14 protein-coding genes and 1 riboswitch are annotated in these 15,474 nt (G+C 38.8%); of the genes, 13 read left to right on the top strand and 1 reads right to left on the bottom strand.

The genetic code is table 11. The features are described 5' to 3' along the window. The first annotated feature begins 107 nt into the window (after positions 1-107). From mprF to thiT, 9 genes are all read left to right on the top strand, one after another. Positions 108-2,681 (top strand): bifunctional lysylphosphatidylglycerol flippase/synthetase MprF, encoded by a 2,574-nt coding sequence (gene mprF, locus AB3I27_RS10595; protein WP_002310438.1) that lies wholly within the window; start codon positions 108-110, stop codon positions 2,679-2,681. 153 nt (positions 2,682-2,834) lie between these two features. Further along, positions 2,835-3,686, top strand: coding sequence for a 4-(cytidine 5'-diphospho)-2-C-methyl-D-erythritol kinase (gene ispE / locus AB3I27_RS10590; RefSeq protein WP_002307715.1), 852 nt, complete (start codon positions 2,835-2,837; stop codon positions 3,684-3,686). A gap of 244 nt (positions 3,687-3,930) precedes the next feature. Beyond that, positions 3,931-4,869 carry a metal ABC transporter substrate-binding protein gene (locus AB3I27_RS10585; RefSeq protein WP_002345655.1) on the top strand — a complete coding sequence of 313 codons (939 nt, stop codon included), beginning with the start codon at positions 3,931-3,933 and terminating at the stop codon, positions 4,867-4,869. Positions 4,870-4,891: 22 nt separating this feature from the next. Next, complete coding sequence (locus AB3I27_RS10580; protein ID WP_002287343.1) at positions 4,892-5,572, top strand: metal ABC transporter ATP-binding protein; 681 nt, start codon at positions 4,892-4,894, stop codon at positions 5,570-5,572. Then, positions 5,545-6,369 carry a metal ABC transporter permease gene (locus tag AB3I27_RS10575; RefSeq protein ID WP_002287344.1) on the top strand — a complete coding sequence of 275 codons (825 nt, stop codon included), beginning with the start codon at positions 5,545-5,547 and terminating at the stop codon, positions 6,367-6,369. The genes AB3I27_RS10580 and AB3I27_RS10575 overlap by 28 nt, the downstream gene beginning before the upstream one ends. 166 nt (positions 6,370-6,535) lie before the next feature. Then, positions 6,536-7,354 (top strand): pur operon repressor, encoded by an 819-nt coding sequence (gene purR, locus AB3I27_RS10570; protein ID WP_002287345.1) that lies wholly within the window; start codon positions 6,536-6,538, stop codon positions 7,352-7,354. Positions 7,355-7,856: 502 nt separating this feature from the next. After that, complete coding sequence (gene glmU / locus AB3I27_RS10565; protein WP_002298200.1) at positions 7,857-9,230, top strand: bifunctional UDP-N-acetylglucosamine diphosphorylase/glucosamine-1-phosphate N-acetyltransferase GlmU; 1,374 nt, start codon at positions 7,857-7,859, stop codon at positions 9,228-9,230. Positions 9,231-9,323: 93 nt separating this feature from the next. Further along, positions 9,324-10,295 (top strand): ribose-phosphate diphosphokinase, encoded by a 972-nt coding sequence (locus AB3I27_RS10560; RefSeq protein ID WP_002287347.1) that lies wholly within the window; start codon positions 9,324-9,326, stop codon positions 10,293-10,295. Between the two features lie 5 nt (positions 10,296-10,300). Continuing rightward, a riboswitch (TPP riboswitch) is annotated at positions 10,301-10,403 on the top strand. A gap of 65 nt (positions 10,404-10,468) precedes the next feature. After that, entirely contained in the window at positions 10,469-11,038 is a 570-nt protein-coding gene (thiT, locus tag AB3I27_RS10555) for an energy-coupled thiamine transporter ThiT (RefSeq protein ID WP_002293068.1), read from the top strand. A gap of 80 nt (positions 11,039-11,118) precedes the next feature. Here thiT and AB3I27_RS10550 read toward each other — a convergent pair whose 3' ends face one another. Continuing rightward, positions 11,119-11,892, bottom strand: coding sequence for a hypothetical protein (locus tag AB3I27_RS10550; protein WP_104771599.1), 774 nt, complete (start codon positions 11,890-11,892; stop codon positions 11,119-11,121). 256 nt (positions 11,893-12,148) lie between these two features. On the opposite strand from AB3I27_RS10550, the gene AB3I27_RS10545 reads away from it, so the two are divergent. The 4 genes from AB3I27_RS10545 to AB3I27_RS10530 are packed head-to-tail and all read left to right on the top strand — an operon-like array spanning position 12,149 to position 15,249. Beyond that, a complete protein-coding gene (locus AB3I27_RS10545) occupies positions 12,149-13,849 on the top strand; it encodes a patatin-like phospholipase family protein (protein ID WP_104760128.1) in 1,701 nt (566 codons plus the stop codon). Beyond that, positions 13,819-14,037 carry a YdbC family protein gene (locus AB3I27_RS10540; RefSeq protein ID WP_002293064.1) on the top strand — a complete coding sequence of 73 codons (219 nt, stop codon included), beginning with the start codon at positions 13,819-13,821 and terminating at the stop codon, positions 14,035-14,037. Before AB3I27_RS10545 ends, AB3I27_RS10540 begins: the two co-directional genes overlap by 31 nt. Before the next feature lie 19 nt (positions 14,038-14,056). Beyond that, positions 14,057-14,947, top strand: coding sequence for a YicC/YloC family endoribonuclease (locus AB3I27_RS10535; RefSeq protein WP_002293063.1), 891 nt, complete (start codon positions 14,057-14,059; stop codon positions 14,945-14,947). Positions 14,948-14,964: 17 nt separating this feature from the next. Further along, on the top strand, positions 14,965-15,249 hold the full coding sequence (locus AB3I27_RS10530) for a hypothetical protein (RefSeq protein WP_002287356.1): 285 nt from the start codon (positions 14,965-14,967) through the stop codon (positions 15,247-15,249). Positions 15,250-15,474 lie beyond the last annotated feature (225 nt).

Below are 15,474 nucleotides of genomic sequence, written 5' to 3'. Positions count from 1 at the left end.
TTTTTCTATGATCGCAAGCAAAGAACAGGTCTAAAGTGGAAAAATTAAAATAAATAAGATAACATTGGGGTATAACACAAAAGTATACAAGTTAGGAATGGGAAAATGTGAAAAATAAACGATACTTGATGCTGCAATGGATAAAGGAACATAGTCTGATTTTAAAATTGATTTTTTTCGGCTCCGTGTTAGTCTTTGTGGCAAATCAAGTCGCAAATATTGCTAATGGCATGAGTTGGCAAGATATTTGGCAAAGGATGGGACAACAAAGCCACATGACGATTCTACTCATGATTCTGGCTGGACTGCTGGGTGTCACTCCGATGTTGTTGTATGATTGGGTGACGATCAGAGTCTTAGAAAAACAAGGAAAACCAAAAATGGAAAGAAAAGAGTTCCTTCTTGCTGCGTGGGTAACAAACACGATCAACAATCTCGCCGGTTTTGGTGGTGTGGTAGGAGCCAGTCTTCGGGCTAGTTTTTATGGAAAGCAGACAAATAGGAAAATGGTGTTAGTGACTGTTTCAAAAGTCGCGCTATTTATGCTGACTGGTTTGTCTGTATGGTCGTTTCTTACATTTATTGATGTCTTTTTTATTCAGTCAGAAAGTATTTTTCGGAGCTATTGGATCTGGCTTTTCGGCGGTAGTTTTTTAGCGCCAGTCATTTTCTTTTTTGCTTATCTAAAGAGAAAGTCCTTGTTCTCTGAGTTTTATCCAAAAGGCTTGTTTGGTCTGCTACTGGCATCTTTTGGACAATGGACAGGGGCACTTGCGGTATTTCTGACTATCGGCAAGTTGATGAGAATAGATATTTCCATGTTTTCGATCTATCCTATGTTCATGATTGCGACGCTGATAGGAATGTTGACAATGGTCCCAGGTGGAATGGGGACTTTTGATGTTTTGATGATTTTAGGAATGAGTCAATTGTCTGTTCGGCAAGACGTAGCAGTAGTTTGGTTGTTATATTATCGGTTGTTTTATTATGTCCTGCCTTTTTTGACGGGACTTCTATTGTTCATCACACATACAGGAGTCAAAATCAATCGATTTTTAGATAATATACCGCGATTATTTTTCCAAAAGGTTGCGCATATCGTGCTCGTAAGTGCTGTATATTTTGCAGGAATCATGATGGTACTCCTGTCAACGATCACTAATCTGTCTGCAATTAGTCGGCTGTTTCAGGTGTTATTGCCGTTCTCGTTCAACTTTTTAGACCAGACATTGAACCTATTAGTGGGCTTTTTATTGCTCGGTCTTGCTCGAGCGCTTTCAGTAAAAGTCAAAAAGGCATTTCTGCCTACGATTGCTTTACTAGCTTTTGGTATTTTAAATACGATCACACGTACACTATCTTGGCAATTGTTATTGGTATATGTCTTGATTCTATTAGCTGTGTGGTTATCTAGAAAAGAATTTTATCGAACAAAATTCGTTTATTCTTGGGGAGCTATACTATTTGATGCTAGCTTGTTCGGTTTCTTGTTTATTGTTTACGCAATTGCAGGTTATCATAGTGGACGCTTTTTAGTTGGACGGATAACAGGTAACCATTTTATTTTGTTTCCTTCAGATGATGTGTGGTTCTCAGGGCTCATTGGTTTGGGCATCTCATTGCTAGCTTTAGTGGCGCTTTATCAATACTTAGCAGAAGATACTACGACGCTTGGCAGTGAGTACGAAAAAGAACGTTTTGACCGTTTATTGGAAACATATGGAGGCACAGCTACAAGCCATCAGCTTCGCTTGCCAGGATACAGTTATTTTTATTACCAAAAAGACGACCATGACCAAGTCGTTTTTGGCTATCAAATCAAAGGGAATAAATGCTTTGTTTTAGGAGATCCAATTGGTAATCCCAAAATGATGCAGGCAGCAACGAATCAGTTCATGAAACGAGCAGATTGTTTAGGTTATCAGCTTGCTTTTTATAAGATATCAGAAAGCTACGTAGTGATGCTTCACGAATTGGGCTTTCATTTCACGAAAGTAGGTGAAGCAGGAATTGTTGATCTAGCGACAGAAGACTTGTCTCGGCTGAGTCAGCAACTTGAATATCAACGTTTGATGAAAGAAGGATACCATTTCACTTGGTATGACCAACTACCAGAAGAATTACATCAAGCTGTAAATGAAGTTTCACAAAAATGGCTTCACGGTGCACGAGAAAAATACTTTTCTGTGGGACGATTCGATGAATCCTATGTATTGTCTAGTGGCGTCGGTATTGTCCGTAAAGAGCAAAAAGTCGTGGGCTTCATCACCGCTCAACCGATGACGAAGGAGCAAGCGGGGTATGATTTACTGCGAATCTTGCCTGAAGAGCCTGAAGAATTAGCGGATTATCTATTAGCTAATTTGTTCATTGTATACGAGAAAATGGGCTATCTGGAAGCAAATCTAGGATTAGCCCCTTTAGCAAATGTTGGAGAAACAGATTTTTCTTTCTTTCAAGAAAAAGTCATGCATATCGTATATAATTATGGTAATTTTTTCTATTCCTTCCAGTCTGCTTATGAAAAGAAATTAAAATATGTCGATCATTGGGAAGGTCGCTACTTTGCATATCGGAAAGGAAGTAATTTCGGATTTGCTACCATGCAGCTGCTCAGTCTGATAGGGAAAGAAAAAGGAAATGTGCCGAGTTTGGCAGAAGAAGTGCTCACAGAATTATAAGAATCACTAGAGTTTATTTGGATTATGAAGAGAAAATTCTATGAGAGCTGTTGAAACGATGACAAAATCAACCACTAGGCAGACATAAGCTATACTTTTATTTTTCCCTATGATAGAATACTTGCGACTTAGACTTTTCGAATGGGTGAGAGGATGGAATTGATTGAAAAAGCGCCAGCCAAGATAAATTTAGGACTGGATGTATTATATAGACGGCAAGATGGGTATCATGAGTTGGAAATGGTGATGTCGAGCGTAGACTTGGCAGATCATCTATTTTTTGAAGAAATAACAGAAGACAAAATCATTGTAGAAACAAATAAAGCATTTTTACCGGTAGATGAACGGAACAATGTTTATCAAGCTGCTTTATTGTTAAAAAATAAATACAATATCAAAACCGGTGTCAAGATCTTTGTTAAGAAGAATATTCCAGTAGCAGCTGGATTAGGCGGAGGAAGTACAGACTGTGCAGCTGCTCTAAGAGGGATCAACCAATTATGGAATTTGGGCTGTTCGTTAGAAGAACTGGCAGAAATCGGTTTGGAAGTCGGTACAGATGTTCCTTATTGTGTCTACGGAAGTACGGCATTTGTCGGTGGCAAAGGGGAAGAAATCCAAGTATTACCTTCTATGCCACAGTGCTGGGTTGTGTTGGTCAAACCAAGAATGAGTGTCTCTACACGTACAGTGTTTAGAGAAGTAGATACGCAAGCCATCCAACATCAAGACATCCACGGACTTGTTGAAGCCATCCGAGAGCAAGATTATCAGCAGATGATCAAAAAAATGGGAAATAGTTTAGAAGATATAACGGGAAAGCGGCATCCAGTCATCCATCAAATCAAAGAGCGTATGATCAAGTACGGAGCAGATGCTGCATTAATGAGTGGAAGTGGACCAACCGTTTTTGCCTTGTGTCAACATTATTCAAGAGCGCAGAGAGTATATAATGGGTTAAAAGGTTTTTGTGAGGAAGTTTATTTAGTACGAACCCTGCAATAAAACATAAAAAGTAAAATAGGTGATGAAAAACTGAGGAATCCTAAAGTGGTATTCTTCAGTTTTTTATTGTAGTGAAATGACTAGATATGAGCAGCAACTCATCCATTTTACGATTTAATCAAGAATATACATGTTTAAATCAGAAATTGATGGATTTCTATTGACTGTGTTTTTTTATTTTGATACATTAGTTCTCGTTAATAAATCGTAAAATTCCGATTTGTTCATTGAAAGGAGCATATAAATGAAAAAATATCTTTTGACAGCTACGGTAATGATAGGTGCTTTACTGTTTGCAGCATGTGGAAATATGAACAAGGAAGCAGACAAAAAAGAGGATTTGACGATCGTTACGACTTTTTATCCGATGTATGATTTTACAAAAGAAATCGTAGGGGATGAAGGAAACGTGAAACTTTTGATCCCTGCTGGAACGGAGCCGCATGATTTCGAACCAAGTGCAAAAGAAAGAGCAGAAATTTCCGATGCAGATGTTTTCGTGTATAATAGTTCAGACATGGAATTTTTCGTGGATTCATTAAAGGATTCAGTGGATAGCAAACAGACCTTGATGATCGAAGCAGCTAAAGGAATCGACCGTTTAGAATCGCAAGAAGCAGACGAACATGAAGAATCAGAAGAAGGGCATGGTCATTCACATGAATACGATCCACATGTTTGGCTCGATCCGGTATTAGCTATAAAAGAAGTCAGAACGATTGCTGAAGAATTAGGCGAAAAATATCCAGATAAAAAGGAAACTTTTACGAAGAATGCCGATGCTTATATCAAAAAGCTTGAAGCACTGGATCAAAAATACTCCGATGGGCTAAAAGATGCAACAAACCGCACATTTGTCACTCAGCATGCTGCTTTTGCTTATTTAGCGAATCAATACGACTTAAAACAAGTAGCGATTTCGGGCGTTTCACCGGATCAGGAACCCACACCAAGCCGCTTAGCTGAACTAAAAGAATTTGTGAAGAAAAACAACATCAAAGTGATTTATTTTGAAGAAAATGCCTCTTCGAAGGTAGCTGAGACATTGTCGAATGAAACAGGAGTGAAGCTAGAAGTGTTGAATCCTTTAGAAAGCTTGACTAATGAACAAATCAAAGCAGGCGAAAATTATATTTCTGTCATGGAAAAAAATCTGAAAGCTTTAAAAGAAAGTATCAATTAAGTTTTAGAATGGAGGTTGTAAGGTGCGTTATATCGAAATATCTGATTTGACCTTTTACTATGATGATGAACCTGTACTAGAAGATGTCTCTTATCATGTAGATGCGGGTGAATTTGTCATTTTAACTGGAGAAAATGGAGCAGCCAAGTCAACCTTGGTGAAAGCATCGTTAGGATTACTGAAACCTTCAAAAGGAATGATAAAGATTGCTGAGAAAAATCAAGAAGGAAAAAAATTAAGTATCGGTTATATTCCTCAACAAGTTGCATCTTTCAATGCAGGTTTTCCTAGTACGGTGATCGAATTAGTCCGTTCAGGAAGATATCCAAGAGGCCGCTGGTTCAAGCGTCTCTCTGAAAAAGATCATCAACATGTACAGCGTGCTTTAGAAGCTGTAGGGATGTGGGATATGCGAAATCGGCGAATAGGTGAATTGTCTGGCGGACAAAAGCAGCGAATCAGTTTAGCGCGTATTTTTGCTACTGACCCTGACTTATTTGTTCTTGATGAACCAACAACAGGTATGGATGAAGAATCCAGAAATGAATTTTATCGTCTTCTCCGACATAGTGCGCATGTCCATGGGAAATCAGTTCTAATGATCACCCATGATCATGAAGATATCAAACAGTATGCGGACAGACAGATCCGACTGGTGAGAAAGGAGGATTCTCAATGGCGTTGCTTTCATATGAATTCATGAGAAGAGCGTTTCTTGCCGCTATCTTCATTGCCGGAATCGCCCCGATGCTAGGTGTGTTTTTAGTGATCAGAAGACAATCGCTGATGGCTGATACGCTTTCTCATGTCTCTTTAGCAGGGGTAGCGTTAGGATTCTTTTTGAACCTTAATCCTACACTTACGACCATGCTAGTCGTTGTATTAGCAGCTGTGATATTGGAGTATCTGCGAACGATCTACCGAACCTATTCAGAAATCTCCATTGCCATTTTAATGGCTGGTGGTTTGGCGCTAGCGTTAGTATTGATGAATTTGAGCGGAGGGAATTCAGCAACAAGTATCCAATCCTATCTGTTTGGTTCGATCGTGACCATTACATGGGAGCAAGTCATCTTTTTAGGAATCTTATTCGTTGCCATCGGTATATTGTTCTTTTTATTCAAACGGCCGATGTATGTTCTGACTTTTGATGAAGATACTGCCCACGTGGATGGGCTACCCGTTCATTTGATGTCGATGATGTTCAATGTGATTACTGGTGTGGCTATTGCTGTGATGATCCCGATTGCCGGTGCACTTTTGATATCCGCAATCATGGTTCTTCCCGCAGCAATCGGTATGCGATTAGGCAAAAGCTTCAATGTCGTGATTGCTATCAGTGTTTGTGTAGGATTTCTAGGGATGCTGTCAGGACTAACTAGCTCGTTTTATCTAGATACACCTCCAGGAGCAACAATCACATTAGTCTTTATTGCTTTGTTCCTGATTGTCAATATCATCAAACGAATATTGGTTGCCTTCAGAAGAAAAAATAACTAAATTATAAAGAAAAGAAGCCTTATAAAAACGAAAAATTTTTTATAGGCTTCTTTTTATTTTAATAAATACCGAACTATTTTCTTATTTTTTCATAAAATGCTCGAATTTTTGAAGAAAAACTTATATAATGTAAAACGATAAAATTTCTTAAAAGGAGTTGGAATAGGTGAAAGTACGTCGCAGTGAACGTCTAGTTGACATGACACAGTATTTATTGAATCACCCGCATGAATTGATTTCCTTAACAAGCTTTGCCGAACGTTATGAATCTGCTAAATCTTCTATCAGTGAAGATTTGGGAATCATCAAGAAAACATTTAAAGAACGAGGGTATGGAACCTTGGAAACAATCCCAGGTGCTGCAGGTGGTGTATTGTTCATCCCTGAAATTTCATATGAAGAGGCGAAAAAATATATTGAATCTCTAGCAGAACGTCTATCAGAACAAGACCGTCTGCTTCCAGGAGGATATGTTTATCTCTCTGATTTGTTAGGAGAACCTGAACTGCTGCGTCAAGTTGGAAGAATCATTGCTTCTAAATACCTTGGTGAAAAAATCGATGCTGTAATGACTGTAGCCACAAAAGGCGTACCTATTGCCCAAGCTGTGTCCTATTATCTGAATGCGCCATTCGTTATTGTACGCCGGGACTCAAAAATAACAGAAGGATCAACAGTAAGTGTCAACTATGTGTCTGGATCTTCTGAAAGAATTGAAAAGATGGAACTGTCTAAGAGAAGTTTGAAACGTGGTTCACGTGTCCTTGTAGTGGATGATTTCATGAAAGGCGGCGGAACAGTCAACGGAATGAAGAGCTTGATTGAAGAATTCGAATCAGAACTTGTTGGCATCACTGTATTTGCCGAATCAAAATTCAACGGTCATCGCGCCATCGATGATTATACGTCACTGCTTTATGTCAAAGATGTAGATACTCAAACGAAAAATATTACGGTTGTGCCGGGAAATTATTTTTCAGAATAAGAGGTTGTGAAAAAGCCGCTTAGTTTCGAGTAGTAAGAAAAATTTTGTGAAAATGGCTTTCCACATTTTTTCATAAATTTGGCTTAATACCGAGAAACTGGCTTTTGAACACCGTTTATCTAGAGGTTGTGAAATCAGCGTCCTGTCCTGAGTATTAGCTCAATAAACGGAAAAATTGCTCCTCATATTTTGCCGTTTATTGAGCTAATACCGAAGGTCAGCTGATTGAAAACCGTTTAATGAAGAGGTTGTAAGCCTACCGTTTAACTCTAAGTCACAAGAAACGATTTCAAAAAACAGCTTTTCATGTTTTATGAGTAGTGTGACTTGTGACCGAGGAGTTGGCAGGAGAGCACTGGTTACCAAATAGATAGGCCCGTTATGGTCTATCTATTTTTTTATCCAGAAAACGCTGGGATAAAAGAAAATCACTTGTTTTGTTGAAAAAATGGGTATACTGGGATAAACTGAAATCAGCAAACTATATTTAGGAGTGACGCAGTTGGACGCACGTTATGCAATTATTTTGGCGGCAGGGAAAGGTACCCGCATGAAGTCAAAATTATATAAAGTTTTACATCCCGTTTCTGGTAAACCTATGGTAGAACATATCATTAATCGGGTCAGTGAAACGAAACCAGATGAAGTGATTACGATCGTTGGACACGGAGCAGAACAAGTTAAAGCACAACTAGGAGAACGCAGTAAATATGCGTTACAAGCAGAACAATTGGGAACAGGACATGCTGTTTTGCAAGCCGCTTCTTTCTTGGAAGGAAAAAAAGGAACGACGTTAGTTATCAGTGGCGATACACCGTTATTGACTACTGAAACGCTGAACAATCTTTTTGAATATCACCAAGGAAAAAATGCAAGTGCGACAATCTTGACGGCACAAGCAGAAAACCCAACAGGATATGGTCGGATCATTCGTGATCATATTGGGATCGTAGAAAAAATCGTGGAACAAAAAGACGCAACACCAGAAGAAGCACTTGTACAAGAAATCAATACAGGAACATACTGTTTTGACAACGAAGCTTTGTTCGATGCGTTAAGCAAAGTCGGAACAAACAATGCTCAAGGTGAATACTATCTGACCGATATCATCGAAATCTTAAAAGAAGAAGGCAATACAGTTGCTGCTTATCAAACAGATGATTTCGAAGAATCAATGGGAGTCAATGATCGAATCGCGTTAGCTAAAGCAAATGAGATCATGAGAAAGCGGATCAACCAGATGCATATGGTCAATGGCGTAAGCTTTGTCGATTCAGCAACGACATACATCGATGCAGGCGTAGAGATTGGTCCAGACACATTGATCGAAGCAGGTGTACAAATCCAAGGCAATACAGTCATCGGTTCTGATTGTGTCATCGGGGCACATTCAAAAATCGTAGACAGTAGGATTGAGGATCACGTCGTCATTGAAAACTCAGTCATTGAAAGCAGCCATGTCAAGAAACATGCAGATGTGGGACCTTATGCACATTTACGACCAAAAGCTGAAATTGGCGAAAACGTCCATATCGGAAACTTTGTGGAAGTGAAAAATGCTCAAATCGGCAAAGGAACGAAAGTCGGTCACTTGACTTATGTTGGTGATGCTACGTTGGGAGAAGAGATCAATGTCGGATGTGGTGTTGTCTTCGTCAACTATGATGGAAAGAACAAACATCATACGACTGTCGGTGACCACAGCTTTATTGGTTCTAGCACGAATATCATCGGACCTGTCGAGGTAGCTAAAAACAGTTCGATTGCTGCCGGGTCAACAATTACAGACAATATTCCAGAATATGCGTTGGCAATTGCGAGAGCAAGACAAGTCAATAAAGAAGGATATGCAAAAAAACTCCCTTATCTAAACTAAGACTTTTGCAAAATCACTTGATTTATTTAAAAAATATGACTACTATTTATTAGGTAGAATTCTAGAGTTGTGAAAAAGAAAGTGGAGGTCCCCATGTCAAAACATTACTTTGACCCAAGATTAAAAATTTTTGCGTTAAATTCCAATCGCCCATTAGCAGAGAAAATTGCAGCAGCAGTCGGTGTCGAGTTAGGAAAATCATCTGTTACTCAATTTAGTGATGGAGAAATTCAAGTAAACATTGAAGAAAGTATTCGTGGATCGCATGTCTATGTGATCCAATCAACGAGCAGCCCAGTCAATGATAACTTGATGGAGTTGCTGATCATGATTGATGCACTGAAACGAGCAAGTGCGAAAACAATCAACGTAGTCATGCCTTATTATGGTTATGCGCGTCAAGATCGTAAAGCACGTGCACGGGAACCAATCACAGCGAAATTAGTAGCAAACATGATCCAAAAAGCCGGTGCAACACGAATGCTGACTTTGGACCTTCATGCAGTCCAAATCCAAGGTTTCTTTGATATTCCAGTCGATCATTTGATGGGTGCACCACTTATTGCTAATTATTTCTTGGAAAAAGGAATCAAAGGTGATGATGTTGTCGTTGTTTCACCAGACCACGGTGGCGTTACACGAGCACGTAAATTAGCGGAATTCTTGAAATCTCCGATTGCGATCATCGACAAACGCCGTCCGAAAGCAAATGTTGCAGAAGTAATGAACATCATTGGACAAGTCAAAGGTAAAACTTGTGTACTGATCGACGATATGATCGATACAGCAGGTACAATCACATTGGCTGCCAATGCTTTGAAAGAAGCTGGTGCAACAAGTGTGTATGCTTCATGTACCCATCCAGTATTATCTGGTCCTGCTTTACAAAGAATAGAAGATTCAGCTATCGAGCGACTAGTTGTCACAGACTCGATCTATCTTCCAGAAGATCGTAAAATCGATAAAATCGATGAAGTAAGTGTTGGCGGATTAATGGGAGATGCAATCAAACGTATCCATGAAAACAAACCAGTTAGTCCATTATTTGAAACAAAAAATAAATAATAAATAAACTCACAAAGGGGAGTCCAATTGGGCTGAGATTGAATCTATTTCTAAACCCTTCGTACCTGTTTCGGTTATGCGAGCGTAGGAATTGTGAAAAAACAGCTATTTGAAATTTTTCGAAAGCTGCTTCCTCCTTTGTGACTTTTTTATTCAAAGGAGGAAGTTTTTTTATGGGAAAAAATAGAGTTTGGGTAGAAGGAACGATTGTTGCAGCGTTAGCGATGGTGCTGTCATTGATACCAATCCAGATTGGCAGCAGTTTTTCTATTTCATTGGGGCAGATTCCGTTGACGCTTTTTGCATTAAGAAGAGGGACAAAGGCAGGTATGCTAGCAGGTTTCATTTGGGGGATCTTACACTTTCCGTTGGGACAAGTTTATTATTTAAGTGTCGTTCAAGTGTTGATTGAGTATCCGATTGCTTATACTTTTGCAGGTGCAGCAGGGCTCATGGCTTCAAATGTCCAGAAAAGCTATGCAGATGGAAATACGAAACAAATCAGAAAAAACATAGTGTTTGGTGCATTGATTGGCGCACTTTCCAGATATTTTTGGCATTTTATTGCGGGAGTTGTTTTCTGGGGAGCCTATGCACTATGGGGAATGAATCCTTGGCTCTTTTCTTTCGTAATGAATGGTGCTAGCGGGTTGAGCACAGCGATTGTGACGATGATCGTTTTATTAGGGATCCAACAAACGATTCCATCACTTTTTGTGCCAGATAAACGACAGAATCTTTAAATAAAAAGGAAACAAAAAACTTGAGACAGAATCATGTCCTAGTTTCTTGTTTCCTTTTTGTTTTTCGGCAAGAAATAGATTCACTTAAATGGCAGATAAGAAAGACCGGCATCTTCTACCAATTGCCAGCGCCGATCGTTGACAGAGTAGATTAAAGTAGCGACGACTTCTTCTTCCCGATACCGAGTACCTTTCAATTTCCAAATATAGTCCTCAATCACATAAATAGGAATACGGTATTCGTCATCGATCAAACCAACTTGATCAAAAGAAAAAATGATCCCTTCCTGCATTAAATTACGCATTTCTTTCAATAATTCCACACTGATTTTTTCAACAGGTGTTTCCTTTTTGAAAAAGGATTTTTTTACATTGATCTTATCTGACAGGATAGAACTTAATTTACTAGCAAAAATCCTGTAAAATTCATCTAAATAGCGATAATAAATTCGGTTCAATTGATCGTTCAGGTCGAAGTACACGAAATTATTTTGTAGCTTATAAAAAAATGGTGAGTGGAGATGTGTTTTCATATGGCCAAAATATAACAATTCTGAAATTTCTAAAGGTGTCAATTCTTTCAGCATCGTTAAATCAGTAAAGTCAATCCACTTCAATTCATCGAATCCACGCCTGTTTCGAGAAGAGGAAAAGAAACGCTGGATATTTTCTGTACCACGGATTACTTTCAGCCCTGTATGAGATTCGTATTCTCCAGCAGAAGCAGATGGATCGAGTAAGAGCAAGTTTTGAGGAAAATGCACGATACTGTTTGCAAAATCAGTAGCAGTCAGTCCTTTTGTTAAAACAGCATTACTTGTGGTATCAATATGTACATAAACTGACTCAGTCATCATGTTCCTCCTCTTATTTCCTCTTAATCTCTTTTATTTTACAACATTTGCATAAAAAAAGCTTGTTTCTTTTATTTTAAAATTCCATTACAAAATCACGTTTTCATTGAAAATACTCTCATTTTCAATTAATTTTTGTATTTTTTATTTAAAGAAGGTTTTATGAATTGTTTTCTTATGGAATATCCAAAGTCGAATACGATACTCATGACCTTTTTTCGACGTACTGGTATACTTGAAGAAAAAGGAGAAAGCGATGGAGATAAAAAAAGTTTACTTTTCACAGAAAATGTCGCTGTATTCGCGTATCAACCAAGCAAAACAACCTCTTCCGTTTTTTCAAAGCCATCAAGAAAGTAGAGAAGCATTTTGGCGTTCTGCAAAAAAGCAATGTGCCTTTGAAGCAGTATCAAAAAAATATACCATCTATTTTACTATTGATAAAAGTAGAGAAGATGTTATTTTTAATAACTTGCTGATCGAAGGCGAAACTTTTAAATGGCAAAAACTTTTTCAGCATATGGAAGCTTGTGCTCGTTTTTTTATTAAAGAAAACTGTTGTTTTTTATTTCAATCTCCTCTATCAGAAGAATGGTTGCGTATTTTTCATAAAAACGGCTATCAAGGAACCATGAAACTAAATAAAAAGCTGGTCTATCACACAGCACTTGTATTAGGAGGAGGGGGAGCACACGGTGCCTATCAGATTGGTGTATGGCAGGCGCTGAAGGAACATAACATCCGCTTTGAAATCATTACTGGGACCTCGGTAGGTGCGCTGAACGGCGCATTGATTTTACAAGGAGACATGGAAAAAGCTGTGGGTTTATGGAAAAAGCTATCAACAAGACAAGTGCTTGCGTTGCCAGAAATGGCTGCCGTTGAAAACTTGCGTGAACGTTTCTATCAAGAAAGACGCCAAATGACGAAAACGGCACTAGTTGAAGGTGGGGTTTCGTCTGCGCCATTGGAAAAGCTGGTCAAGGAAAATTTAGATTTGTCTTTGCTCAAATACAATTCCAAAATACGTTTATACACGGTGTCTACTAAATTGCCGGAACTAGCGGAAGTAGTGACTGCTATCCAACAGACAGAAACAGAAGAAATACCAGATTGGATACTTGCCTCTGCTTCATTTTATCCTGCTATGGCTTACCGAAAGATCGGAAAAAATAAATACGCAGACGGTGGATTTCGTAACAAAATCCCTATTGACATCGCGATTAACGAAGGCGCAACAGAGGCGTTTGTCGTGGATGTGCAAGGACCAGGGCCAGTGAAAAGAATCCGTGTGCCAGATACGTTTATCCATTGGAGATGTCAAACATTGTGGACGCTTGGCAGCTTTCTGCTTTTTGATAGCCAAAGAAACCAATTAAATTTACAATTAGGCTATCTGGAAATGAAAAAACGATTAGGCTGTTATTACGGGAATTGGTATACATTTGATTCTGTCAAACAAGCAGGAACATGCTGGCGTGGATTTTTATCTTACTTAATAAAAGAACTTCAGTTAGAGCTATCTTTTTTCAAAACCATAAAATTTTGGCAAAAACTGCGTAATATATATAAGAACAGGGTCGAACCAGAAACATGCGGACTGGCGATGCTGGAACTTTTAGCAAAAAAACATTTTTTATTGCCAAACAAAGTCTATGAGGTAGATTGGATGTTTCAAATGATCTGCCAACAAGATAGAAAAAGTATGCCAGACGATTTATTGGCACAAGTTGGTCAATTAAGTACAGAAGAATGGCGGAGGTATCGAAAATATCAGCAGAAAATACAAAATGAACGCACGAAAGCCGTTTATTTTGAAAAACTGCTGCAAGAAAAATGTAAGGATCGTTTGCAGCGTGAACTGCTTGAACAGCCAGTTGACACATTACTGATCCTATATTTATATTATCTCAAGGAGGAACAACCATGGCACAAGAATTTTCATATGAAATCGTAGAAGAAATCGCTGTTTTATCAGAAAACAACAAAGGATGGCGTAAAGAGCTGAACTTAGTCAGCTGGAATGGTCGTCCGCCGAAATTCGATCTTCGAGATTGGGCACCCGACCATGAAAAGATGGGGAAAGGGCTGACACTGACGAACGAAGAGTTTGAACAACTGCAAAAAGCAATAGAAAATATGTAATGAGGAAGGACCCTGTCGAATGAAAAGTATGACTGGTTTTGGCAAAGCCATCCGCGAAACAAAAGCATATCAGCTAGATATCGAAATAAAAAGTGTCAATCAGCGTTTTCTAGATGTCCAAATACGAAGTCCTAAAATCCTGAATTTTATTGAAAACGATTTTCGGCAGCTTATCAAACAGCAGTTAAGCCGCGGACGGATCGAGGTATTTGTGAATCTAGCTTATATTGGCAAAAACGAAAAGCAGATCGTCATCAATTGGGAATTGATTGATTCACTTATCACCCAATTGACAGACGGGATTCAACAACGATACGGGAGTCAAAATCAAGTGTCAATTCGTCGGCTGGCGGAACGCTTCGCGCTGGATGAAAACTTCGTAACGGTAGAAGAAAAACCGGAAGAGAGCATGGAAGAATTGGCACAGTTAGCTCTAGATACATTGAAAAGTGCACTTGATTCTATTGAAGCCAGTCGAGAAAAAGAAGGACAAGCCTTAGCTTCGGTGCTGAAAAAGAACACGGAAGAATTCAAACAAGTACTAAAAAAACTCAATAGTTTTGTAGACGTCTATGAACAGGAGTTTCAATTAAGGTATCAAAAAAAGCTGGAGGAATTTCTTGGAGCGAAAGTGGATGAGCAACGGTTGCTGACGGAGTTGGCTATCTTGCTGGAACGTGGAGATATCCACGAGGAACTGGATCGTTTGGCAATCCATGTCCAAAAACTAGATGAACTTATCGAGGCCCAATGTCCTGTAGGTCGGGAATTAGATTTTCTGATCCAGGAAATGAATCGGGAAATCAACACGATCGGTTCCAAATCAAACGCAATCGAAATTAAAAATCAAGTCGTCCAATCCAAGACGATCTTAGAAAAAATCAGAGAACAGGTCCAAAATATTGAATGACGAAAGAGGTTGAGACAATGAAATACTATGACGTAACGTTCCACGAATTAAGTGGAAAAACTGTTGTTAAACGGGATATCCCTTCTGAAAAAAACGGCTTTGACGTATGGAAAGATGCCTGTGCAGACTATAATGAGAACGAACTGTTTATTTTGATCAACGACGGTGCTTACGTGACGATGAATCGGAAATTTATTGTTCGAATCGACACAGAAGAGGTAGAAGATCCGACAGAAAAAGCACGTTCTCGAAAAGATGAGATCATGGGTGTAGTGAATACTTTGTCCAATATGGGCTTTTAGCAAGGATGCTGAACAAAGAAATACAATAAATAATCAGAATTGAATTTCTTCGCTTAGCTTATTTGCTCTAGGAATACATTTAAAGGTTGTGACAAAATTCGTGTCACAACCTTTTTTTATTTTGAATAAGTGATGTTCAAAAACCATTTTCTCGGTATGGAGCCAAATTTATGCAAAAATATGAGAAGCCATTTTTGTTTGGCTGTTCTTATTACTTGATGCAGG

It is taken from the genome of Enterococcus sp. C46 (assembly GCF_040887565.1).
GTDB lineage: Bacteria > Bacillota > Bacilli > Lactobacillales > Enterococcaceae > Enterococcus_B > Enterococcus_B lactis.
This window is presented reverse-complemented; position numbering and strand designations above follow the sequence as displayed.

Coding starts and splice junctions, on each gene's coding strand:
- ispE (WP_002307715.1), top strand. CDS start 2,835: ATGGAATTGATTGAAAAAGCGCCAGCCAAGATAAATTTAGGACTGGAT.
- AB3I27_RS10585 (WP_002345655.1), top strand. CDS start 3,931: ATGAAAAAATATCTTTTGACAGCTACGGTAATGATAGGTGCTTTACTG.
- AB3I27_RS10575 (WP_002287344.1), top strand. CDS start 5,545: ATGGCGTTGCTTTCATATGAATTCATGAGAAGAGCGTTTCTTGCCGCT.
- AB3I27_RS10560 (WP_002287347.1), top strand. CDS start 9,324: ATGTCAAAACATTACTTTGACCCAAGATTAAAAATTTTTGCGTTAAAT.
- thiT (WP_002293068.1), top strand. CDS start 10,469: ATGGGAAAAAATAGAGTTTGGGTAGAAGGAACGATTGTTGCAGCGTTA.
- AB3I27_RS10550 (WP_104771599.1), bottom strand. CDS start 11,892: ATGACTGAGTCAGTTTATGTACATATTGATACCACAAGTAATGCTGTT.
- AB3I27_RS10545 (WP_104760128.1), top strand. CDS start 12,149: ATGGAGATAAAAAAAGTTTACTTTTCACAGAAAATGTCGCTGTATTCG.
- AB3I27_RS10540 (WP_002293064.1), top strand. CDS start 13,819: ATGGCACAAGAATTTTCATATGAAATCGTAGAAGAAATCGCTGTTTTA.
- AB3I27_RS10535 (WP_002293063.1), top strand. CDS start 14,057: ATGAAAAGTATGACTGGTTTTGGCAAAGCCATCCGCGAAACAAAAGCA.
- AB3I27_RS10530 (WP_002287356.1), top strand. CDS start 14,965: ATGAAATACTATGACGTAACGTTCCACGAATTAAGTGGAAAAACTGTT.